Origin of the sequence: Colwellia echini (assembly GCF_002843355.2) — a bacterium.
Classification (GTDB): domain Bacteria; phylum Pseudomonadota; class Gammaproteobacteria; order Enterobacterales; family Alteromonadaceae; genus Colwellia; species Colwellia echini.
Map to the genome: position 1 here is coordinate 81,328 of NZ_PJAI02000015.1, position 24,211 is coordinate 105,538.

Consider the following 24,211-nt stretch of genomic DNA (forward strand, 5'->3'; position numbering starts at 1 on the left):
GACCTAAAGTTAATGACTTACTTAACATCTAAAAAAGTACAGCCTAAACCAGAACAACTAGTGAGCAACTCGCAAGAAACAATGCTTGATGCTCGCGCAGGTGAGCCACTTAAGGTGTTAATTACTCGCCCCAAAGCCAAAGCCGAACAACTTGCCATATTACTGGCAAACAACGGCATAAATAGTGTTAGCCAAACATTATTTGATTATCAAGCAAACGCTTGCGCTAATGCCATAAGCCAAGCGATAGAAAATGCTGAAACACTTATTTTTGTTAGCGCTGCAGCGGTTGAGTTTGCTAATGCCAGCTACCCGTTAATTAATTCTTTGCTAACAAGTCAGCAGGTAGATGATAGCGAATTTAATAATTCGAATGATGAGCCAGACTCCGAAACAAAAACCACACCTAAAATTACACTTAAAATAACGCCAAAAACAATTTTTGCGGTAGGTAATGCCACTAAACAAGCCCTACTTGCTTTAGGTATTAGCAATATAATATCGCCGCCAGCAGAACAAGAACACAGCGAAGGTTTGCTGAAACTCCCGCAATTAGCTAATGTAATTAATGATAAAATACTTATTATTAGAGGGAATGGCGGTCGTGAGCATATTGCCAATACATTACGCCAGCGCGGTGCAAATGTTAATTATATTGAAAGCTACCAACGTGTTTGGCGAACATTACCAATAAATACCGCGAAGCAATGGCGAGCACAACAAATAAACTGTATTGTCGTTACTAGTAACGATATATTATTAGCATTATATAAATATTTAGTAAGCGCAACCGACCCAACAGATAACTATTGGCAGTCTCAATGTTTATGGGTAGTCATTAGTGAGCGCATTGAAAAAAATGCAAAAGAGTTAGGCTTAGCTCAAGTTATAAATACTGGTAGCGCTAATTCACAAGTACTATGCAATAAGCTGCAAACACTTTCTTGATAGCTAAACTTAATCAGAAAACCGCTTAAGTTTAGCTATCAAATAAATAACAATGTAAAAAACATGGAATTGAGAATTATGTCGGATAAAGAAGTTTATAAAAACACACTATCGGCTAATGGTATTTCTGAAAAGAAAAATACCGAAAAGGATACTGCGGATAAAGTAACTGAAAAGGTAACGGCTACCGATAAACAATCAAGTAGCGATAAAGCTCCCAATGCTAGCACTACAAAAAATTCCGTTTATAAAACACCTTCATCGTCCGTAAATAAAACCAATAATACTGCCGAGAAAAAACCTGGTAAGAAAACAGCTATTCTCGCCTTAGTTGTTGCTTCAATAAGTATTTGTGGCTCTGTTGCTCATTATGTTTGGCAACAGCAACAAACTGACTATCGCTTTGCGGCATTAGGTCAAAAAAATCAACAAGCAATAGAGCAAAACCAAGCGCTGCTTGAAAATAGTTTAACGGCTGAATTTAATCGCCAACTCAAGCAACAATTACAACAGCAAAACCAAGCAACTAGCTTGTCACAAAAAGAAGCCAAACAAGCTCAAATAGATACCGAAAACCAAATTGCCCAATTAACGACACAACTCAGTAAAATAGAACAACAAGTTAGTCAGCGTGACCCAAGTGATTGGTTACTTCACGAAGCAGATTACCTAGTGCGTGTAGCAGCACGAACCATGTGGCTTGAAAAAGACACCAAAGCCGCTATTAGTTTATTACGTGATGCTGACAATCGATTAAAAGAGCTTGACCAGCCTAAGTTTTTATCAATTCGAGCATTAATTAATGAAGATATTGAAGAGCTAGCATTAATGCCTGAATTAACTGTTCAAGAAGCAATTTTGACTTTAATGGCATTGAACAAACAAATACCTAATTTAACCTTAGCTGGGGTTAATTTAGCAGAAGCGCTTGATGCGCCGAAAGAAGACTTTACCCTATCAAATGATATTGGTGATTGGCGCTCAAATCTTGCTAAAACCTGGGACAAATTTTTAAAGGACTTTATTACCGTTCGCCGCAGAACTGGTATGGTTGAACCGCTAATGTCTCCTGATCAACAACAACACTTAAGACAAAATTTAAGCCTTAAAGTACAATTAGTTGAATGGGCGGCGAGCGAACATAAAAAAGAAATTTATCAACAAACCCTGTTAGATATTCAACAATGGCTAAATGAATTTTTTGATATGAACGCTACCATTAACAAAAATTTCTATAACGCTATTGAACAGCTTAAAGGCGAAGTTATTTATTACAATTATCCAAACGATTTACGCTCATTAGTGGCAATAAAACGCTTACTTCAAGATACTAAACAAGGTTTACAGCGCCCAGTTAATAAATCAGAAAGTAAAGTAAGAGGCGAAGCAATTAAGCCACCAATGGACAAGCCTCAAATTGAAGACCGACGAGCTGCTGAGAAAAACGTGACAGGAGATCAACAATGATCCGTATTATCATTGCCTTAGTTATCTTTCTTGGCGCAATGGCAATTAGCCCACTGTTAATTGATGAAAAGGGCTACATTCTCATTGCGATGGGCAACACCACTATTGAGTTAACAGTTTTATCTGCCGGCATAATGCTTACCCTGTTGTTTATTGGCCTTATCTTTGGTTTAAAAATATTTCGTGGCACATTGAATTTCAGTTTTGGGGCTTGGAATAAAATGGCTTTTGCAGGGCAGCGTAAAGGTATCGCAAACTTCAACAAAGGTCTTGCTGCCTATATGCTTGAAGACTTTAGCCAAGCTGAAGAGCTCTTCGCGAAAAGTGCTATTCCGTCGAAAAGAAAACAAAGTGCTTATTTACTGGCAGCATCGGCTTCAGCCAAGTTAGAACTCGACAGAAATACTAATCATTATTTAGCGCTTCTTGAACAAGAAACCATGAAGCTTGATGATGTTGGTTTAGAAAGTGTGTTAGTAAACATCAAATTATTAATGAACCAACATAAACCAGAAACTTACGCCAAAGCACGAGAAATTATTGATGAACATCATAAGCAAATAGGTCACGATAGTCGGTTATTATCTCTTGAAATTGATTTGTGTATTATCGAGCAACGTTTCGCTCAAGCAATCGATTATTTAACTGCTGCACGAAAAAGCAAACTTATTACTGATGAAACAATATTAACTTGGGAAGCAGCTGCTTATTACGGTAGTTTTAAAGAAAGTATTAAACGCCACGACACTAATGACTTGCAAGATAATTGGAATGGATTAGGTCGCAAAATTAAACAGCGCGAAGCGGTAGTACTGGCTTACTGTAAAGTATTGGCTGAAAACAACATTGTTGAAACATTAAATGACATTTTAATACCTATTTTTAAAAAGTCCGCGAGTGGTGAGTTTCTAAAAACAATCCGCGATTTACCAATACTGCATGCCGATAAACTTATCGCCCTTGCACAAAAACAGCTACAGCAGAATATTCACAGTGGTAAATGGTTAAGTTGTTTAGGACATTTGGCACTGAACAGTGGCCAATATTCGCTAGCTGAAAAGTCATTTCTTAGCTTAATAAAGCTAGAAGAAAAAGAATACGGTAGACAATACGACAAACAAGATTTACAAGCGCTAGCAAAAGCTTACAGTAAACAAAGTTTATATCAAGCGGCTGATGCTACGTGGTTAAAAGCGAGTAGTTTATAAGAACAGTTGTCACTACCCACATAGGCAACGTTATGATAAAAAGATATTTATATAACCTAAAGCCAACCTCTTCAAAGTGTCCTGTTGGGGAGCCATTGTTTTTAAATTATTTATTTCAATCTAAATTACCAACTACACTCCCGATAAGTACCTCGGGAGTGACAATTTCGCTATAGACAACCCTACTATCAGCACTTGTCTTTTGGCGCGCCTTCATCACACTTTTTACATTTCAACTCATGCCCCAACATGCTTTTTCGCCCGCTAGGTGAAGTAACCCAAAGTCGATTAATAAAAGGAGGTTTGTGTCTCACATGCTGAAAATGGCCGCAGCTTAACTCTGCAACCCAATGATGTTCTTCGTCTTGATGATACCCACAAATAGCTTGTTTCATACTTGGTTCATACTTGGTTCATAACTTAATTGATAGCTTAATTGATAACTTGGTTCATTGATTCGGTCATATCTTGGGTAATAGCTTTCTTCCGGTAGACAAAAAATGTACCCAGTCACTACGGTTGCGCTTTGTACTTTCATTAACAGCAAGCTGATAGTTATAGGGCACTTTAATGTTTTGAACTCTCCATGCTCCGTTAATTTTTTCAACTATCGAATAAGACGCATGATAACTATAATTTTCCATAGAATGAATCACAGGCTCATCATCGGTATAAGCTTGTAGCCCTACACTTCCGGGGTTTACAACTAATTGGCTACTACTTAAGTTTACTGCTCTTGGCGTGTGGGTATGACCACAACAAATGAGTTTCGAGCTTTGACCCGCTAACAAATCTATAATCTCACTATCTGAGCGCAGCATCGCATGGCCTTGACTGACATCCTCTAACAAATAAATCAAATCACTTTTTGGCGTGCCATGACAAAAATATACCTCGTCATTTACTTGTTTATCAAAAGGTAATGATTTCATCCAATCTAAAGGTTTAGCGCCTAAATCATCTAAAATGAATTGCATGGTTGGATTGGCTTCAATTTCTGCTTGGGTAGATTCATATATCTGGCGATCTTGATTACCTGAAATAGTAACAAACTCATGCTCCATCAATAACTCAAAGGTCGCTTTGGGCGCTATAGGACCATAAAGAATATCGCCAAGGTTAGCTTTTAGATCTACAGAATGTTTTGCTACATCTTTGAGAACCGCATCGAGTGCGTAAACATTGCTATGGATATCTGATAATAAGGCTATTTTCATTTAATCATTGCCGGGGTATTCTTTTATATAACGAGTAATATCTTCAGCTGTTGCTAACGAGAATTCCAGTGTTGACAGAGTACTTTGATTACCAAAACTATAGACCCCGTTACCTTTTGAAGTGAAGGTAATATTTTCCACATAACTACTTTCAGCAGCAATAGAAAGCATAATAGGGTAATTTACAACTGAAGGATCACCTTCATACTTTTTCGCCACGTAAGTTAAATCATTCATGCCTGACCACACGACAAATGCAATTTCATTATTTGAAATTTTGTAAAAATGACCATTTACAAGTTCAATAAAAACTATGTTTTTACAAATATCAATTTGTTGTGTTGAACCATGACAATTATTTTTAGTAATTTTATATACACCAATTATATTTTCTGTTTTATTGAACGACGAACATCCGAATATGAGTATGCATGTAAATGCTACAAGTAATATTTTATGATACATTTCAACCTACCAAGAGTAATCTAGAGTAATTCTTGTTTTACTATCAACCCATTCGTATATGGCTTTAGCATCACCCATTTCGACATGTATACACCCTCCTGTAGGACCTCCGTTACCAGAAAATGTCGCTGGATTAGGCCATTCATGAATAAAAATGCCACGTTGCCCCCAAATTAATATTGAAAAGTTCATGACGCATGGCAATGTTACCCCTTCATAGTCACAAACATATTCTTGACTGAAATATGGATTAACTTTTGTTCCTTTTTTTAAAGGATCAATCGTCATATCGACAGGGTACTTTAAACCTTTTTTCCCAAGACATTTGAAAGTTTTATAGCCTTTACACTCTAACTTCCCTTCACCTAACTCATTAAATTTAATGTGTATTCTTTTCATTTTCTATCCTTGTAAAAATAAGTATTTAAAAGCTAGCTAACAACTTATTATTGATAATTTTTATCAATAATATCCGTAAGTAACCACATAATTAACACTGAAACTACTTATTTACAATATTTTGAAACAAAATACCTAATTATTATTTACTTCGAAAATAACACTTTAAATTCTTTGGTTTTATCTTCACCATCTAAGCGTGAAAAGTTAATCAGTATGTCGTCTTTACCATCGCTATTTAAATCATTCACCACAACCTGTTTGCCATTTTTAGGCAATTGAGTGTCATAACTTACCGTATGTCGCTCAAAGTATTTTTTATCTTTCGTTGGTAGTTTAGCGAAGTAAACTTTTAACTCTTCGTCGTCATCAGACAAAACTAGATCTTTTAAGCCATCGCCGTTTAAATCGGCTAATTCAACAACGCCATTACCACTTTTTCCTGAGCTTAGGCTAAAGGTCAGTTCAACATCTTTATGGATAATAGCTTTAGCTGGAAACTTATCTGCATCGTCCATTTTAAAAATGTATACATCTTGGTCGATTGCACCGCTGACTAAAGCGCCGATAATTTGTGTTAAGCCAATATCAAAGCCAGCCAGTAACACTTCAAGTTTGCCGTCATTATCAATATCTACCAGTTCAAATTCCGTTAACGTGCCATCTTCATGAATTACGCTATCAGCTTGTAGTGCATAACTTAAAATACCGTTATTGTTTTTACCAAGATAGATTTCATAGTCGTTAACGCGATCAAGAACACCAGAAGCTTTGGTATAACGCACCACCATATCAATAATGCCATCGGCATTAACATCACGAAGCTCTTCAAGCTTGCGATACTCTAAATTACTTTGATCGAGTTGTTCGCCACTTTCATCACGCTTTGTCCACCAATCAATACCACTGATACTATTGTTAATATCAACCCGAGTGTTTTTGCTATGAAACTGACTATTTTCTCGTTGCGGATAAACTGCTATTTCACCATCTTCGATAATAAATATATCTATTTTTTTATCAAAATTAACATCGGCAAAATATAGTTTAGTTTCGGTATAAGTAGCACCATTTGAGAAAACACGTATATTAGGTTTTATTGGTAAGGATTGCTTATCAAAGCTGCCCAAACCTTGGCCGATAAAAATATGCGCTTTAGCAAAATCGGCAATAACAACATCATCAAAAGCATCATTATTCAAATTTTGAATAAAATCTCCTCGGCTGATGAAGTTTACTTGCTCTTGCACATATAAAGACGCAAGACTGGTGAGTTTTTTGAATTTTGTATTTTGATAAATAGCTAAAGTGTCAGCTGATAGGAAGTAGATATTTTGTACTTTGGGTTTAATTACTTTACCTAACTCTTTATCCGGCTCTGTACCTGATTTATTAGTTTGATTTTTCATTAATGGATTAGATAAGGTATGAGTGAGCGGTTCGCTTAAATCAAAACGATAGAATTGCTTAGGTATAATCGCTTGTTCAACAATTACATATTCATTTTTATCACTGTCTAAATGATAAATAATTAGCCAGCGATTACCTTTTTCATCAACAGAAAAGGTAACTAATTCTTTGCCGTTATCTGGGAGTACGTCTGCGGCAATAACTTCTTGGGTTAGTTGATAAGGTGACTTAACGATGATTTCGTTAAAATCAATATCATCTGCTTTACTCGAAAATGCAGTAAGTAACGTTACGCAACTAAGGCTAAGAAACAGAGAAAATATATGTTTATTATTAAACAATAACGCTTTCTTCATAAAGTGAGATCCATATCAAAGGAGAAATTTAAGTTTTAGCTTTTATTGCTATAAGTAGAACATTAGAAAAACACTTAGTTCCTTAGCGCCAGCTTAAATTATCGACTGGCACTTATCATGAGTTGCTTAGCGCTTTACTTATTTATCAACAATCGACTTAGCTGTAACCCACATAATCGGCTTGTAATTTCTTAGCCTGAACTTATTCGGCCGCTCATCATGAGCGACTTAGCATTTTCCACAAAAAATCGGCTTAGCTATAGCCTACATAGTCTGCTTGTAATTTCTTAGCCAACATTGCGCTCATCATTGCTCTTAAGGCCGCTGGCTTCACTAATTTACGCATATAACCCACATCATAACTTTTGGCTTTTTCTTCAATACCTTCTTCTGTAGTTGCCGTAATTAATATAGCAGGCAAGGTATGATGACATTGACTACGCAAATCTTTAATTAAGGTCAAACCGTCAACTTGTTTGCATTGCGAGTTGTCTGATTCGATACATGCTTGGTTGTCAGTTAGGTTTTCGGTTAGCTTCTCTGTTACGTAGCCTAATTGATAATCCACCAGTAATATATCTATTTCATTACTGTGATTAGCAAATTCAGTCAGGGCAGTTTCTCTAGAGTCTGCGGCAAGAATATTACATTGCCACGCAGAGAGTAATTCAACCATACCGCTTAGGACATCAGGATCATTATCGATGCATAAAACGGTGATGTCCTTTAAAGCAACGCTAAAGCTTGGTGCGCTTATTGGTTTACTCTTTATTATCGGTTTAGCTTGCTCTACTTGCACAGAAAATTTACAGCCTTGCATTGCTTTAGATTGCAGGCTTAATGTATGCCCCAACAACTGCGCTAAGCTTTGCGTAATATTTAAACCTAAACCAAGCCCTCTGCCAGTATTGTTTGAAGTATTCAATTGAGTAAATTGTTCAAATACCAACACTTGTTTTTCAACTGGAATACCAGGACCATTATCAAGGACTTGAATAGTGACTTGGTTGTTAAAGACTCTAGCGCCCAATAAAACTTTACCTGGGCTTGCATAACGAAAAGCATTACCAACAAGGTTTTGAATAATACGCCTTAATAAATGTCGGTCTGATTTAATCCATACTTTACTCGCCACTAAGCGAAATTCTACCGATTGCTCAACCGCCATTGCAGCAAACTCTTGCTCTAAATCATCAAATAAATCATTCAACGCAAAAACTTGTATATTAGCTTTGATATTACCGCTCTCTAAACGCGCTATTTCAGCTAAATCAGCCAATAGATCGTTGGCTGCTTTTAATGACCTGTCTATATTATCCACTTGTCGTTGTTGCACAGGCGTTAAGTTTGTTTGCTCTGACAATGCCGATGTAAATAGTCTCGCTGCTTCAAGCGGTTGCATTAAGTCATGACTACAAGCTTTTAAATATTGGCTTTTTTTCAGATGCGCTTGCTCGGCTTTTTCATGGGCTTTAGCCAGTGCTTCATTAGTTTTTGCAAGCGTTAAAGTTCGCTCATAAACCCGTGTTTCAAGATCAAGGTTAGCCTCTTTAAGCACTTGTTCTGCTTGGCGATAAGCTGTGATATCTGAAAACATCATCACAAACCCCCCACCCGGTAACGGATTACCTTCAATTCGAATAGTTTGTCCCGATGCTTGTTGACGCTCTGAGCTGTGTGGACTGCCTTGACGTAAATAATCTAAGCGACGATTTACTTGTGATTCTACCTCGCCAGCGCCACATAAGCCGCGCTGTACGTTATGACGAATAAGATCGGAGATTGGTGCTCCTATATAAATAAGGCTTTCGGGATAGTTAAATAAGTCTAAATATTTTGTATTCCACGCCACTAAGCGCAATTCATCATCAATAATCGAAATACCTTCACTGGCATTTTCAATAGCACTTTGTAATAGATTTTGTGAAAACTCTTGTCGCTCACTCGATGCTTCTTCAACCAATACGGCCAGTTCATCGAGTGCGATATCTCGACCATCTAACGCTGAAGATAGCACTAAACGCGCAGAAGAAGATCCCATAACTGTCGCCAGCGTATTCTCGGTATGTTGTAGCAGTTTTTGATTGTAAGTAACGTTACCTAATGCCTTTTTATCATGGGTAGACAGAAAGTAAGTAAAACTCACTTGGGCTTTTTTAAGACCGACAAAACGTGACGATAATAGCTCTAACTCTTGTACATCAAGTTGTCTTTTGTTTTCTATTTTTAATAACTTTGGTGATTGCCATTCAAGAAAAAGAGATGCCTGCACGCGCTCTTGCACACTTTGTCTACTAATTTGCGACAATGCCCACATAACAATAATATTTGCGCCTAAACTAAATAAGGTAGCGGTGGTTTTTACTGGTAAAAAACCTTCTGCGAAAGGTGATGGATATAAGCCAAATTGAGGCAAAAAGTTAAGTGATAACCACAGGATAAAACCAATTAAAATACCAGCATAAACCCCCATTAAACTAGCGCGTCGCCAATAAAACGCAGCTATTAAGGCGGGAGTTAACTGCGCAAATGCCCCAAAAGCAATTTCCCCTAATGATGAAAGCGTATCTGGCGAAGCCATAATAAATACACCGTAACCCAATAAAATCACAAATAAAGCAAGTATTTTCCTAATATTTAATAAACGCTTTCTAAAGTTATCATAATCAGTTTGCGCTACTTTTTGACGACGATAAAGCAGCGGAAAGACAATTTCATTACTGAGCATGGTGCTTAATGCAATAGCAGAAATAATGACCATTGAACTTGCTGCCGAAATAGCTCCCAAAAAGGCAAACAAAACTAGCCATCGTTGCTGGGTTACATCAGGAAGAAACAATACATAAGCATCAGAAGGTACGCTATTACCTAATAACATTTGTCCAGCTAACCCTAAAGGTGCAGCAAAAAAACCAAAGACTAATAAATACAAAGGAAATACTCGTCGGCTAAGCCAAGTATCTTTTTGATCTTTTAATTCAACAACCATCACTTGAAATTGGCGTGGTAATGATAAAAATGCCGCCATAACAATTACTAGCATGGCAATCATTGAAGTAACATTGTCGGTTGTTAATTGTGTCTTAAGCAAAGCGCTCGCATCAGCTTGCCGCCAAATATCTGCTGGTGAGTCAAACAAAACGAAACAAACAAACAATCCCACAGCTAAGAAGGCAAATAACTTTACGAGTGATTCAAAGGCAATAGCCAGCATTACACCAGGATGGCGCTCAGTTACATCTATATGCCTAATACCAAATAATACGGTAAATACTGCCAATACCAAACTTACCGCTAAACCGATATGCCAACTATTTAAACTTTGGTCTATTTGTAATTGCTGAAATGAATACACCATGGCTTTTAGCTGCAAGGCAATGTAAGGCATAGTGCCAACTAAAGCGACAACAGTGACCATAATAGCGAGATTATGAGATTTACCAAAACGAGCTGCGAGTAAATCAGCAATAGAAGTTAGATGTAATTTTAAACTGACACGGATAATCCGTTGTATAAAGGGCCAAGCAAAAACAAAAAGTAAAATCGGCCCCAAATAGATAGGTAAATGAGACAGTAAGTTGGTTGATGCCTGCCCTGTTGTGCCAAGAAAACTCCAAGAAGTACAATAAACGCCTAAAGTGAGCGCATAAATAATACCTTGGCTTTTTTTAGCCAGTTGATGTCGATATCGATCACCTAAAAAAGCGATTAAAAACAATAAACCAATATAAACCAAACTTAACAGCACTAATTGCCAATTAGGAAACATAAATACCCGATATTTTTATTGTTATGGAATGCCATGTAAAATAGGCAAATTTTTCAATTCAGGATTAATATACCTAAGGGATTCAATAATAAACAGATTATAGTGAAAATATTTGATAGAATAGTGTGAAACCAAGGGGTGCACTGTTATTTGAGGTTCAACTATTTGAATGCTCAATTAATCTGCTGCTGAGATATATACCCTTTGAACCTGGGCAGTCCATCCATTTAATTGATGAACTGGCATAGGGATGGTTAACGATAAATATTTTCATTCATCAAAAATACCTTCCATGTGCGCCCCGCCACTTATTTTTTGTTAATGAGATTTTTATGACGTTCACCAAATCCGCTATTTATTTAGCTATTTCCGCCACTACTTTTAACTTGACTGCATTCGCTGAAGAACAAAAAAATACAGCAATAAACAGCACAGATAAATTAGAAACCATTACGGTTACCACTGATTTTCGTGAACAAAACTTACAAAAAATTCCTACCTCAGTATCTGTATTAACAGAAATAGAAATAAAGCAACGTAATGCCCAGCATCTAGAAGAGCTGATTGCCATTAGCCCAAATGTTAACTATGCCGGTGGCTCACAACGTGCCCGTTATTATCAAATACGTGGTATTGGTGAGCGCAGTCAATTTCAAGAAACTATTAACCCGTCAGTTGGAATGCTTATTGATGATGTTGATTTTACTGGTGTTGGTAGCATCGCGACATTATTTGATGTAAACCAAGCTGAAGTTTTTCGTGGCCCTCAAGGTACGCGATTCGGTGCTAACGCAATTGCTGGTATGATTAATATTACCACCAATGCACCAACAGAAGATTTTGAAGGCGCAATGCAATTAACCGCCGGAAATTATAACACTTACGATTTAGGTGTTGCTTTATCGGGCCCTGCTAGCGATGCAGTTAATTATCGTTTTGCGGTAAATAAGCATACTAGTGACGGTTTCATTGAAAACGTTTATCTTGATGCCGATGACACTAATAATCGAGATGAATTATCAGTACGCGGTAAATTAGCAATAGAGGCTTCTGAAGATTTGACTATTGATCTTGCTGGCTTCTACTTTGACTTTAAAAATGGTTACGATAACTTCTCTTTAGATAACACCAGACAAACCTACTCAGACGAGCCTGGTTTTGATACACAAGAAACCAGTGCTTTATCGGCAAAATTCACCTATGAAGGTTTCGATACTGCCACGCTTATCGCTATTTTTAGCGGTGCTAATTCTGATTTAGCTTACGGCTATGACGAAGATTGGGCATACGGTGAGTATGAATGGATGGATGATGAGGATGGCTACATACCTGACCCATGTATTACACCTACAGGTTGTTTAGCTGATGTAGACGGTTACTCTTCTACCGATCACTATTTCCGTAATAAAGATGTATTTACCACAGAGTTACGCCTTTTATCAAATGAAGGGCAAGAAATATTTAATGGAACCACTTCATGGGTAACAGGTGTTTACTTTAAACAAGACGATGAAGATCTTACCCGTAAATATACTTATTTATCGGCCGATTTCAACTCAGAAAATAAAAGTCAAAGTATCGCACTTTATGGTGAATTGAACTCTCAATTAACAGAGCGTTTATCATTAATCACTGGTTTACGTATTGAAAACCGTACTGCTGATTATAATAATTCAGATGCTTTTGATGATGATATATCTGACACTATGACAGGCGGTAAGTTAGTACTTAGTTACCAGCAAACTGAAGATACCCTTTGGTACGGTTCAATCAATAGAGGTTACAAAGCTGGTGGGCATAATACCGATGGTAGTTTACCTGAAGAATTACGTAGCTTTGACCCTGAATACTTAACCAACTATGAAATTGGTTATAAAGTCGCGTTACTTGATAACGATGCTTATATCCGCACCTCTGTTTTCTATATGGATCGTGAAGATATGCAAGTTAAAAGCTCGAAAACCATTCTTCGCAGCGACGGCAGTTCTGAGTTTATTAGCTATCTAGGTAATGCTGCTACAGGTAGCAACTATGGTGTTGAAATAGAAGGCGCTTGGCATATAAACAACGAAATAAATGTATATGGTTCTTTGGGTTTACTCAAAACTGAATTTAATGATTTTATTAACGCTGACGGCCAATCATTAGATGGGGAAGAACAAGCTCATGCACCTAATTATCAGTTTAACGTAGGCATTAATTATCAGCCGACTGATCATTGGTTATTTAACCTTTCACTAGATGGTAAAGATGAATACTACTTCTCTGATACTCGTTACTATGACGGCGCAGCTATTCCTGATGCAGATATAAAGTCAGACCCTGTTACTATGCTTAATGCATCAATATCGTACTTACAGGATAACTGGCAAGTAAAACTTTGGGGGCGTAATTTAACTGATGAAGAATATGAGAACCGTGGTTTTTATTTCCCTAATGATCCACGAGATGGTTATACTCCTAAAGCATATACCCAACTTGCTGAACCGCTAGTGTTTGGGGCTACGTTAGATTATCAATTTTAAGTATGTTTGAATTATTAATACTTCTTGTATTCAAGTAACGTTTAAAAGAGACGGATCTCTTTTATATTTATTAATAAATTAACCCAGAAAGGTAAGTTATGAAAATATCGATTGAATTAAGTTTATATCCATTAGCAGAAGAGCAATACAAAACTGAAATTTGGGCTTTTATCAGAAGATTACGTTCTGTAGAGGGTTTGCAAGTGATCACTAACGGTATGAGTACCCAGGTATTTGGCGATTATGATCTTGCTGTTTCAAATGTTATGGCTGAAATTAAACATGTACATTCAACCACTGGGGCTGCTGTATTTGTTTGTAAATTTATTAATGGTGATCGTTCAGAAGTTGAAGCGGAAAGCTAATGTCAGAAATAATTAACAATGTATCAGCGTACTTTTCACACCTACCTTGGCTTGAGTTAATCGCCATGTTGTTGTCACTTGCTTACGTAATATTAGTCGCTAAAGGTAATATTTGGTGCTGGCCAGCAGCTTTTATAAGTACGGCTATATACACTGTTATATTCTTTGATGTTAAATTATTAATGGACAGTGCATTAAGTGCTTATTATCTATTAATGGCAGTTTACGGCTATTGGCAATGGTCTAATCCGGTAACTAGAGACGACAGTCGCAACGATGAATTACCCATTACCAGTTGGGCGTTAAGTTTACATATTAAAATATCTTCTGGGCTAGTGGTAATAACCTTAGCTCTTGGTTATTTGGTTGATAATTACTCTTCTGCTAGCTTTCCATATTTGGATACTTTTACTACTGTTTTTGCGGTATTTAGTACTTATTTAGTTACCCAGAAAGTATTAGAAAACTGGCTCTATTGGATTGTTATTGATCTTGTTTCTATCTATTTATACATTGAAAAAGGTTTAATACCAACTACCGTATTGTTTGTTATCTTTGTTGTTATTGCTTGCTATGGTTATATAAAATGGTTACGAAGTTACCAAGTAAACTCCGATGATTTAGAGTCTACAACCGTTAGTTAAATCTCAACCTAACTACTACCTCCGAATAATTATCACTTAACCCTAGAGATTATAATGCCACTTAGAACCTCGGAATTGACTGCCCTGCAAGCCCTTCCTTGTTTTAATGGCATTTTAGATATTACACTGCTATCTGAGGGATTGAGCCATACTTGCTACAAGGTGGTAACGATAAACCAAACTTTTTTTGTCAAAAAACTGCATACCGCAACTGCTAACAAAGAAGTATTTTGTAGTATTATTTCCGCAAAACTGAAACTAAGTCCTATCGTTATATATCATGATGATATGTGGTTAGTTACTGATTTTATCGATAGCATCGCGGTTGCAAATAATTACGCAAATAGTAGTGCACACTATAATAACAAGAAACCTCTCGCTCTCTCACTGATGTCACAGTTACATCAAATAAAACCCATTGAATATATATCTGAGAAATTTAATAACCTAACCATTTTAGATATTGCGGCAACTGTTGAAGACTTATTAGCTTGTAATAACGCCTTAACAACTCAACAACGGACGATAATAGGAGAAGCAACTCAGATTATAGATGCATCAATTGCTAGCCAAAAATCGCTTTCAGGAACCATTGACGTGCTTTGTCATGGTGATATTAATTACAGTAATATCATTACTGATATTCAAGGGAATTCTTGGTTAATTGATTTTGAATGCGCCCAACTAGCGCCTATTGAATTCGATATTGCGATGTTTATTGCTGTTAATAATATTGCCGTTGATAAGCTTGACGAAATAATTAACGAATACCTAAAGTTAGTACCTAAGCATAATGTTAATACAAGTTTAGTTCTTTGGTACGCTCTCGCTAGTTTGCTAATTAACGCATTATGGTACTTGAGTCAAATAAGCGACTTAATACCATCCGCTTTGCAAATAAAATTTACAGTCTTAGCTAAACAACAAATATCTACTTTTGACCAGTTATCTATTCAAAACTCAATTAATACACCCAGCCTATTATCGCTATTAAGAACGAGTCTCAAGCATTAATAAATTTTGGTATTGGTATTGTCCATAAATTACAGACATAAAAAAACCGCGTTACTCAAAAAGCAATGCGGTTTTTATTATCAGTATCTGTATTCACTTTTTTAACAAAAGTCACTAAACCTGATTGTATTAGCTTTTTTTACTACTCGCTTGAATAACACGTAATTGTGCAACCGCACGAGCTAAATCTGCAGCAGCTTTTGCAAAGTCAACATCTCCGCCATTGGCGTTCATGTGTTCTTCAGCGCGTTTCTTAGCTTCTTGAGCAGCTTGTTCATCTAAATCATCTGCACGTGTTGCAACATCAGCTAACACGATAATACTATTTGGTTGAACTTCTAACATACCACCTGAAAGATAAATAACTTCTTCGCTATCATCTTTTTTGGTGATTAGTGCCATACCAGGTTTCAGTGAGGTCAGTAAAGGTGCGTGACCAGGCATAATACCTAGCTCACCTTCACTACCTGTGATCTGTAGTGATTTAATGCTACCAGAAAATAAACTTTCTTCTGCACTTACTACACTCAGATTTACAGTTAATAATGCCATTTGACTCGACCTCTTTATACTGTAAGTACTTCTACTAAGCAGAAGTACTTACTAGATGATTACATCTTGCTAGCTTTCTCGATAGCTTCTTCAATACTGCCAACCATGTAGAACGCTTGTTCAGGCAAGTCATCATAATCACCAGCTAAAATGCCTTTGAAGCCTGCGATGGTATCTTTTAATGAAACATATTTACCTGGTACGCTGTTAAATACTTCAGCAACGAAGAACGGTTGAGATAAGAAACGTTGGATCTTACGTGCACGAGATACCGCTTGCTTATCTTCTTCAGATAACTCATCCATACCTAAGATGGCGATGATATCTTTAAGTTCTTTGTAACGCTGTAATACTGTTTGAACGCCACGTGCTGTTTCATAATGTTCAGTACCAACTACTAATGGATCTAGTTGACGTGAAGTAGAATCAAGTGGGTCGATCGCAGGATAGATACCTTGCGAAGCAATATCACGGCTTAATACAACTGTTGCATCTAAATGCGCAAAAGTAGTTGCAGGGCTAGGGTCAGTTAAATCATCCGCAGGTACGTATACCGCTTGGATTGAAGTGATTGAACCTTTGTTAGTTGAAGTAATACGCTCTTGTAGTAGACCCATTTCTTCAGCAAGTGTTGGTTGGTAACCAACGGCTGATGGCATACGACCAAGTAGTGCTGATACTTCAGTACCTGCAAGTGTATAACGGTAAATGTTATCTACGAAGAATAATACGTCACGACCTTCGTCACGGAATTTTTCAGCCATAGTTAAACCAGTAAAGGCAACACGTAAACGGTTTCCTGGAGGCTCGTTCATTTGACCGTAAACTAACGATACTTTATCAAGTACGTTAGAATCGTTCATTTCGTGATAGAAATCGTTACCTTCACGTGTACGCTCACCAACACCAGCAAATACTGAGTATCCACTATGTTCGATTGCGATGTTACGGATAAGCTCCATCATGTTTACTGTTTTACCAACACCAGCACCACCGAAAAGACCAACTTTACCACCCTTAGCGAATGGACAAACTAAATCGATTACTTTGATACCTGTTTCTAACAATTCGTTAGACATTGATTGTTCAGCGTAAGCAGGTGCCTCGCGGTGAATAGACCAACGGTCTTTTTCGCCAATAGGACCAGCTTCATCAATTGGCTCACCAAGTACGTTCATGATGCGACCTAAAGTCTCAACACCAACTGGAACTTGGATTCCTTGACCTGTATTTTCTACATTCAGTCCACGACGCAAACCGTCTGAAGTACCCATTGCAATTGTACGTACAACGCCGCCACCAAGCTGCTGTTGAACTTCAAGTACTAAACCTGCAAGGTTACCTTCAGTTACTTTTAATGCGTCATATACCTGAGGTACGGCATCTTGTGGAAATTCAATATCCACAACTGCGCCAATTATTTGGACGACTTTACCTGTACTCATGTTTATTCCTCTTAATTTAAGTTAGCTAAGCTCAGCTTGAACTAACTTTTCTTTAAATTACGAAATTGTTATCAGATTAATTCGTTGCCGAACTATTCTTTTTACCCTACCGCAGCTGCACCAGCAACAATCTCACCCAATTCTTGAGTGATTGAAGCTTGACGCGCTTTGTTGTAAACCAATTGTAGATCGTCGATTAAATCACCCGCGTTGTCAGTTGCAGCTTTCATTGCAACCATACGAGCTGCTTGTTCACAAGCAATGTTCTCAACAACACCTTGGTATACTTGAGACTCAACATAACGAACTAATAACTGGTCTAACAATACGTTAGCATCAGGTTCGTATATATAATCCCAACGATGACTAATTGCTTCGTCATCTGATTTAGGTAGAGGTAACAATTGATCAATTGTCGGTTTTTGCGTCATGGTATTAACAAACTTGTTATACACAACGTATAGTCTATCAATTTCACCGTTATCATAAGCTTCAAGCATTACCGAAACACTACCAACTAAGTCGGTTAGTGAAGGGGAATCACCTAAACCTGATACTTGTGCAGTTACTTTAGCGCCCATGTTGTTGAAAAATGATGCGGCTTTTGCGCCAACAACACCAAACTCAACTTGAGCACCTGATGCTTGCTTTTCAGCAGCATCAGCAAGTACTTTCTTAAATAAATTCATATTTAAGCCACCACACAAGCCACGGTCACTTGAGACGACAATATAGCCAACACGCTTAGCTTCACGTTCAACCATATAAGGGTGACGATATTCTAAGTTACCAAGCGCGATATGACCGATCACATTTCGTATATTTGTCGCATATGGACGAGAGGCTGCCATGCCATCTTGCGCTTTACGCATTTTACTAGCGGCAACCATTTCCATAGCGCTTGTGATCTTTTGAGTATTTTTAACACTCGCAATCTTGGTTTTTATTTCTTTACCAGCGGCCATGACTCTTCTCCGAAAACGTTACTTAATTAAAGACTGAATTACCAGCTTTGAGTAGACTTGAATGACTCAAGCACTTTATTCAAACTATCTTCAATATCTTTATCGTAGTTACCGCTTTCGTTGATAGTAGCCATCAACGCTGCATGCTCAGTATTTACATACTCATGTAACGCAGCTTCACAATCAACAATCTTATCGATCGCAACGTCGGCTAAATAACCTTTTTCTGCGGCAAATAATGATATTGCTGTTTCAGCAACCGTTAATGGGCTGTATTGGTTTTGCTTCATTAATTCAGTTACACGTTGACCATGTTCTAATTGAGCACGAGTCGCGTCATCTAAATCTGATGCAAATTGAGCAAAAGCTGCTAATTCAGCATATTGTGCTAATGCCATACGAATACCACCACCAAGTTTCTTGATGATTTTCGTTTGCGCAGCACCACCAACACGAGATACAGAAATACCAGCGTTAACAGCAGGACGAATACCTGAGTTAAATAAGTTAGATTGTAAGAAAATCTGACCATCGGTAATTGAGATTACGTTTGTTGGTACGAAAGCAGATACATCACCCGCTTGCGTTTCAATAATTGGTAATGCAGTTAATGAACCTGTTTTACCTTTCACTTCGCCGTTTGTGAATTTTTCAACGTATGCTTCGTTTACACGAGCAGCACGTTCTAATAAACGAGAATGAAGGTAGAAAACGTCACCTGGGTATGCTTCACGACCTGGCGGACGACGTAAAAGTAATGAAATTTGACGATAAGCAACTGCTTGCTTAGATAAATCATCATATACGATTAGTGCATCTTCACCGCGGTCACGGAAGTATTCACCCATTGAACAACCAGCGTATGGTGCTAAGTATTGTAATGCTGCAGCTTCAGAAGCTGATGCAACTACTACAATAGTATTTGATAACGCGCCATGTTCTTCTAAGTTACGAACTAAGTTCGCTACTGTTGAAGCTTTTTGACCGATAGCAACATAAACACATTTAATACCTGTGTCTTTTTGGTTGATGATAGCGTCAATTGCAATCGCTGATTTACCGATTTGACGGTCACCAATGATTAATTCACGTTGACCACGACCGATTGGAATCATAGCATCGATAGACTTAATACCAGTTTGTACTGGTTGGTCTACTGATTTACGTTCGATAACACCTGGTGCAATAACTTCTACAGGAGAGAAGCCATCATTATCAACTGGGCCTTTACCATCAATTGGTTCACCAAGAGTGTTTACTACGCGGCCTAATAAACCACGCCCTACTGGCACTTCTAAAATACGACCAGTACCTTTAACTTTTTGGCCTTCCGCTAAATCAGCGTAAGGACCCATTACTACCGCACCTACCGAATCACGGTCTAGGTTTAACGCGATAGCATAACGGCTACCAGGAAGTTCGATCATTTCACCTTGCATTACATCGGCAAGGCCATTAATACGAATAATACCATCTGTTACAGAAACGATAGTACCTTCGTTACGAGCTTCGCTGACAACGTTAAACTGTTCAATTCTATTCTTGATCAGTTCAGCGATTTCAGTGGAATTCAGTTGCATGCTCTGTTCCCTTATCTAAGATTGTAGTGTTGTTGCTAAGCGGTTCAATTTACCTTTTACGGAACCATCTATTACCATGTCACCAGCTTGAATAATCAAACCAGAAACGATACTCGCATCAACAAAACAATTAAGCTTTACTTTACGTGCCAAGCGCTTTTCAAGCGCGGCGCTAATTGTTGTTTTTTGCTCTGCAGTTACTTCTACAGCAGAGGTTACATCCACAGTTACTTCTTGATCTAGTTCAGCCTTTAGGGCAATAAACTGTTCAAGTACTTGTGGTAGCACCAACAAACGTTCGTTACTTGCCATTACTTTTAAAAAGTTTTGACATTTGCTATCTACTTGCTCACCACAAACATTAAAAAATAATATTTGTGCTTGCTCTACTGAAGCACCGCCAGAGATATAACCAATAATGGTTTCATCTTTAGCAACTTCAGCTGCAAAAGTTAACTGGCTTAACCAGCTATCAACTGCATTAGCTTCAACAGCAAAATCGAACGCTGCTTTAGCGTAAGGACGAGCAATGGTTGTCAATTCAGACATAGCTCTTTCCTCTTAAAGTTCAGCGACGAGTTTATCTAAGATGTCGCTATGTGCAGCGGCATCAATTGAACGCTCGAGAATTTTCTCGGCACCAGCTACAGCAAGAAGTGCAACTTGTGCGCGTAATTCTTCTCTAGCTCGGTTACGTTCAGTTTCTATTTCCGCATGACCAGCAGCTAAGATACGTTCTTTCTCAACTTGTGCTTTGCCAGCAGCTTCTTCAACAATTTTAGCTTCATGTTTTTTAGCGGCATCAACAATAGATGCAGCTTGAACTTTAGCTTCTTTAAGTTGAGCTGTAGCTTTCTCTTGAGCAAGCTCAAGATCTTTTGCAGCACGGTCTGAAGCGGCAAGACCATCAGCAATAGTTGCTTGACGTTCTTCAATGGCACCGATAATTGGTGGCCACACATACTTCATACAGAATATTACAAATACGACAAACGCAATTAATTGGCCAACTAAGGTCATATTAATATCCATTGTGCGTACCTCCTATCAATTATTCGTTTAAAAAAAAAGTGGTGAAATTAACCAATTTTAACGAATAAGATGTATAAACCAATAGCAACACCGATCATCGCGATAGCATCGATAAGACCAGCTACGATGAACATTTTAACTTGTAGTTGTGGTGCTAATTCTGGTTGACGAGCAGCAGATTCTAAGAATTTACCACCTAAAAGACCAAAACCGATAGCAGTACCAAGAGCACCTAAACCAATTAGTAAAGCCGCTGCAATATACATTAAGCCAAAGTTTTCCATTTTTATCTCCGATTGTTTAAAGTTAAAGTTTAAAAATTTCTTTTTTGATAAAGAAGGTTAATTCTCAATTGAGATTTATAACCACCTTAGTCAAATTTAGTACTATGGGCATCCTACCCTTCACCCTAGGGCCGACCTCAGTCGTTTAAATTCTTTCCAGAAGAATTAGTGATCTTCGTGCGCTAAACTAAGATATACAATAGTTAGCATCATGAAAATAAACGCTTGTAATGGGATTACCAACAAGTGGAAGGCTGCCCATAAAAAATGCACTGGTAATTGGAATAAACCAATAGTCGCAATAAGCAAGAAGATTAACTCACCTGCATATAAGTTACCAAATAAACGTAATGCTAATGATAAAGGACGCGCTAGCATTGTTACTGTTTCAAGAATAAAGTTTACTGGGTATAGTGACCAATGACCGAAAGGCTGAGTCGTTAGCTCTTTCATAAAGCCACCTAAGCCTTTCACTTTGATTGAATAGTAGATTATTAATATGAATACACCTAATGCTAAACCAAAAGTAATATTTGGATCCGCTGTCGGAACTGGTTTCATATAAATGTCAGCTAAAGGCATACCCGTAACCCAATGAATTAGATGCGGTATCAAATCAACAGGAACCCAATCCATTGCGTTCATTAATAGAACCCAAACAAATATAGTCAAACTTAATGGGGCTATTAACGCATTTTTGCCATGAAACGTGCTTTTAACACTTTCATCAACAAAACCAACAATCATTTCAATTGCACATTGAAGCTTACCTGGCACGCCAGGAGTTGCTTTTTTAGCAACTGAACGAAAGATTGTTATAAAAACCAAACCCATGAATATAGACCAACCGATTGAATCTAAGTGAACAGCCATAAAGCCTTCACCTACTTTCAAGTTCGCTAGATGGTGTGTAATATATTCTTGGCTGGTTAACTCAGCACCTGATGACATATTAATTTCCCAATTATTAAAGTTTAAAAAAATAGTAGTAAATTACCGCTGCTGCTTGATAATAAAAGGCGTTATTATCGGTAGAGCCATAACCAAACAAAATAGGCTAAAAAATGGAAGTGGACTTATAGTTACAAACTTGAGGGTTAACCCAAGAAGTACGGCCATTATTGCCATTTTTTGCTTTACGCCACTAAAAAAAGATTCTACAACCTTCTTGGACGATCTCGCACCAGCATATTTGAATGCTTTATATGCGAAAAATAAATTAGGAATTATCCCAACAATCCCACCTAGCAAGGCAGACTTTGCAGATTCAACACCCCAAAATATATATATTATTAGTATAACAATCAGTGAAATTACCGTGATCAAAGTAGTTTGCATATACGCAAATCGTCTACCTGGTTTTGTAAGTTCATTAGCCATAATTAAATATTTCAATATACGACTTTATTCGTATGTCACACTGTTTTTTTAAAGTAAAAACTTTAAGTCTAAAAACTTTCGCAAGTATACTTAACTTGTCTATTATTGCAAGATATAAGGGCAAAGTACGCCCTATATTTGTGCGATTTATTCTAAATATTCATCAAACACATGTTTTAGCTAATAATCAAAGATACTGCAGGTATTATCAATCTGAAGCAAACGAAATATTGATCAAAAATGTAAAAAACAAGATAAATACTTATCCACAAATTAATTCACCCCATGAATATTACACAAACATAAGTCACACTATTATCAACGCTGTTGCGTTTCTTATATATAAAGTAACAACTGATTAACCGAACAATAGTTAGAACTTGCTTAATTAGCCCGAATAAATTCCCCTACAAAAATTCAATCACCAGAATTATTACAACCTATAGTACAACTGTAGAAGGCTGCCCTGCAGGCGAAAAGATTAGAGCACCAAAATACTTTATGTCTTGGATATTCATCAATACGTTAAGTTAAGCAACAACCAAAACTATGTTTTTTTGTCACCTGCAGGGCAGCTTCCTACGTGGTATTTTTTAATGCTAAAAAACAAAAAAGCCCGCAACATTGATGCGAGCTTTTCAGAGTTCACACTCAAATTAGAAGTGGAGAATGTCCTACAGCACGACGTAGGAGGCTGCCCTGCAGGCGAAAAGATTAGAGCAACCTGAATATTTTATGTCTTGGATATTCATAAATACGTTAAAATTAAATAACAAACATAAACTACATTTTTTGTGTCTCCTGCAGGGCAGCTTCCTACGTGGTATTTTTTAAATGCTTTAAAGCAAAAAGTTTGAATATTTGCAACCTACAGCACGACGTAGGAGGCTGCCCTGCAGGCGAAAAGATTAGAGCACCTGAATGTTTATGTCTCGTATATTTATCTATCAATAAGTTGAGTTAAGTAACAACAAAAAACTACGTTTTTTGTGTCACCTGCAGGGCAGCTTCCTACGTGGTATTTTTTAAATGCTAAAAAGCAAAAAGCCCGCAACAATGTTGCGGGCTTTTCAGAGCTTTCGCTCAAATTAGAAGTCTAGCAATGTCCTACTCTCACATGGGAACTCCCACACTACCATCGGCGCAACTGCGTTTCACTTCTGAGTTCGGAATGGATTCAGGTGGG

The 24,211-nt window shown here is 37.5% G+C and carries 22 protein-coding genes and 1 rRNA gene; 7 read left to right on the forward strand and 16 right to left on the reverse strand.

Going from position 1 to position 24,211, the window contains the following annotated elements; all coding sequences use genetic code 11:
* Nucleotides 1-12 precede the first annotated feature (12 nt).
* The 3 genes from CWS31_RS12885 (at nucleotide 13) to CWS31_RS12895 (ending at nucleotide 3,623) form a co-directional block, all read left to right on the forward strand.
* A complete protein-coding gene (locus tag CWS31_RS12885; protein WP_246143524.1) occupies nucleotides 13-948 on the forward strand; it encodes a uroporphyrinogen-III synthase in 936 nt (311 codons plus the stop codon).
* 78 nt (nucleotides 949-1,026) lie between these two features.
* Nucleotides 1,027-2,415, forward strand: a complete 1,389-nt coding sequence (locus CWS31_RS12890) for a uroporphyrinogen-III C-methyltransferase (protein ID WP_246143526.1) — start codon at nucleotides 1,027-1,029, stop codon at nucleotides 2,413-2,415.
* Nucleotides 2,412-3,623, forward strand: a complete 1,212-nt coding sequence (locus CWS31_RS12895; RefSeq protein ID WP_101342663.1) for a heme biosynthesis HemY N-terminal domain-containing protein — start codon at nucleotides 2,412-2,414, stop codon at nucleotides 3,621-3,623. Before CWS31_RS12890 ends, CWS31_RS12895 begins: the two co-directional genes overlap by 4 nt.
* Nucleotides 3,624-3,811: 188 nt before the next feature.
* Here CWS31_RS12895 and CWS31_RS12900 read toward each other — a convergent pair whose 3' ends face one another.
* From CWS31_RS12900 to CWS31_RS12925, 6 genes are all read right to left on the reverse strand, one after another.
* Complete coding sequence (locus CWS31_RS12900; protein ID WP_101342664.1) at nucleotides 3,812-4,018, reverse strand: DUF3565 domain-containing protein; 207 nt, start codon at nucleotides 4,016-4,018, stop codon at nucleotides 3,812-3,814.
* Nucleotides 4,019-4,084: 66 nt separating this feature from the next.
* On the reverse strand, nucleotides 4,085-4,840 hold the full coding sequence (locus CWS31_RS12905; protein ID WP_101342665.1) for a metallophosphoesterase family protein: 756 nt from the start codon (nucleotides 4,838-4,840) through the stop codon (nucleotides 4,085-4,087).
* Nucleotides 4,841-5,305 carry a hypothetical protein gene (locus CWS31_RS12910; RefSeq protein ID WP_101342666.1) on the reverse strand — a complete coding sequence of 155 codons (465 nt, stop codon included), beginning with the start codon at nucleotides 5,303-5,305 and terminating at the stop codon, nucleotides 4,841-4,843.
* Nucleotides 5,306-5,311: 6 nt separating this feature from the next.
* Nucleotides 5,312-5,704 carry a L,D-transpeptidase gene (locus CWS31_RS12915; protein ID WP_101342667.1) on the reverse strand — a complete coding sequence of 131 codons (393 nt, stop codon included), beginning with the start codon at nucleotides 5,702-5,704 and terminating at the stop codon, nucleotides 5,312-5,314.
* A 146-nt stretch (nucleotides 5,705-5,850) separates the two neighbouring features.
* Nucleotides 5,851-7,470 carry an FG-GAP repeat domain-containing protein gene (locus CWS31_RS12920; protein ID WP_101342668.1) on the reverse strand — a complete coding sequence of 540 codons (1,620 nt, stop codon included), beginning with the start codon at nucleotides 7,468-7,470 and terminating at the stop codon, nucleotides 5,851-5,853.
* A gap of 253 nt (nucleotides 7,471-7,723) precedes the next feature.
* Nucleotides 7,724-11,239 carry a hybrid sensor histidine kinase/response regulator gene (locus CWS31_RS12925; RefSeq protein WP_101342669.1) on the reverse strand — a complete coding sequence of 1,172 codons (3,516 nt, stop codon included), beginning with the start codon at nucleotides 11,237-11,239 and terminating at the stop codon, nucleotides 7,724-7,726.
* A 332-nt stretch (nucleotides 11,240-11,571) separates the two neighbouring features.
* Between CWS31_RS12925 and CWS31_RS12930 the strand changes: the two genes are divergently transcribed.
* From CWS31_RS12930 to CWS31_RS12945, 4 genes are all read left to right on the forward strand, one after another.
* Nucleotides 11,572-13,764, forward strand: a complete 2,193-nt coding sequence (locus tag CWS31_RS12930) for a TonB-dependent receptor (protein ID WP_101342670.1) — start codon at nucleotides 11,572-11,574, stop codon at nucleotides 13,762-13,764.
* Nucleotides 13,765-13,862: 98 nt separating this feature from the next.
* Nucleotides 13,863-14,129, forward strand: coding sequence for a hypothetical protein (locus CWS31_RS12935; protein ID WP_101342671.1), 267 nt, complete (start codon nucleotides 13,863-13,865; stop codon nucleotides 14,127-14,129).
* Nucleotides 14,129-14,773 carry a nicotinamide riboside transporter PnuC gene (pnuC, locus tag CWS31_RS12940; RefSeq protein ID WP_101342672.1) on the forward strand — a complete coding sequence of 215 codons (645 nt, stop codon included), beginning with the start codon at nucleotides 14,129-14,131 and terminating at the stop codon, nucleotides 14,771-14,773. Before CWS31_RS12935 ends, pnuC begins: the two co-directional genes overlap by 1 nt.
* A gap of 54 nt (nucleotides 14,774-14,827) precedes the next feature.
* The gene (locus CWS31_RS12945) at nucleotides 14,828-15,787 is read left to right on the forward strand and encodes a phosphotransferase (RefSeq protein ID WP_101342673.1); all 960 of its coding nucleotides are present in this window, start codon (nucleotides 14,828-14,830) and stop codon (nucleotides 15,785-15,787) included.
* Between the two features lie 129 nt (nucleotides 15,788-15,916).
* On the opposite strand, the gene CWS31_RS12950 is transcribed toward CWS31_RS12945, so the two are convergent.
* The 10 genes from CWS31_RS12950 to rrf form a co-directional block, all read right to left on the reverse strand.
* Complete coding sequence (locus tag CWS31_RS12950) at nucleotides 15,917-16,339, reverse strand: F0F1 ATP synthase subunit epsilon (protein ID WP_101342674.1); 423 nt, start codon at nucleotides 16,337-16,339, stop codon at nucleotides 15,917-15,919.
* A gap of 59 nt (nucleotides 16,340-16,398) precedes the next feature.
* Nucleotides 16,399-17,784: a F0F1 ATP synthase subunit beta gene (atpD, locus tag CWS31_RS12955; RefSeq protein WP_101342675.1), complete on the reverse strand. Its 1,386-nt coding sequence runs from the start codon at nucleotides 17,782-17,784 to the stop codon at nucleotides 16,399-16,401.
* A 101-nt stretch (nucleotides 17,785-17,885) separates the two neighbouring features.
* Nucleotides 17,886-18,749 carry a F0F1 ATP synthase subunit gamma gene (gene atpG / locus CWS31_RS12960; protein WP_101342676.1) on the reverse strand — a complete coding sequence of 288 codons (864 nt, stop codon included), beginning with the start codon at nucleotides 18,747-18,749 and terminating at the stop codon, nucleotides 17,886-17,888.
* 38 nt (nucleotides 18,750-18,787) lie between these two features.
* A complete protein-coding gene (gene atpA, locus CWS31_RS12965) occupies nucleotides 18,788-20,329 on the reverse strand; it encodes a F0F1 ATP synthase subunit alpha (RefSeq protein ID WP_101342677.1) in 1,542 nt (513 codons plus the stop codon).
* A gap of 15 nt (nucleotides 20,330-20,344) precedes the next feature.
* Nucleotides 20,345-20,878, reverse strand: a complete 534-nt coding sequence (gene atpH, locus CWS31_RS12970; RefSeq protein WP_101342678.1) for a F0F1 ATP synthase subunit delta — start codon at nucleotides 20,876-20,878, stop codon at nucleotides 20,345-20,347.
* A gap of 12 nt (nucleotides 20,879-20,890) precedes the next feature.
* Nucleotides 20,891-21,361 carry a F0F1 ATP synthase subunit B gene (atpF, locus tag CWS31_RS12975; protein WP_101342679.1) on the reverse strand — a complete coding sequence of 157 codons (471 nt, stop codon included), beginning with the start codon at nucleotides 21,359-21,361 and terminating at the stop codon, nucleotides 20,891-20,893.
* A 47-nt stretch (nucleotides 21,362-21,408) separates the two neighbouring features.
* The gene (atpE, locus tag CWS31_RS12980) at nucleotides 21,409-21,645 is read right to left on the reverse strand and encodes a F0F1 ATP synthase subunit C (RefSeq protein WP_011040932.1); all 237 of its coding nucleotides are present in this window, start codon (nucleotides 21,643-21,645) and stop codon (nucleotides 21,409-21,411) included.
* 165 nt (nucleotides 21,646-21,810) lie between these two features.
* Nucleotides 21,811-22,596: a F0F1 ATP synthase subunit A gene (gene atpB, locus CWS31_RS12985; protein WP_101342680.1), complete on the reverse strand. Its 786-nt coding sequence runs from the start codon at nucleotides 22,594-22,596 to the stop codon at nucleotides 21,811-21,813.
* Nucleotides 22,597-22,638: 42 nt separating this feature from the next.
* Nucleotides 22,639-23,025: an ATP synthase subunit I gene (locus CWS31_RS12990; protein WP_101342687.1), complete on the reverse strand. Its 387-nt coding sequence runs from the start codon at nucleotides 23,023-23,025 to the stop codon at nucleotides 22,639-22,641.
* 1,094 nt (nucleotides 23,026-24,119) lie between these two features.
* Nucleotides 24,120-24,211 (reverse strand): 5S ribosomal RNA (gene rrf, locus CWS31_RS12995); the annotation flags it as partial.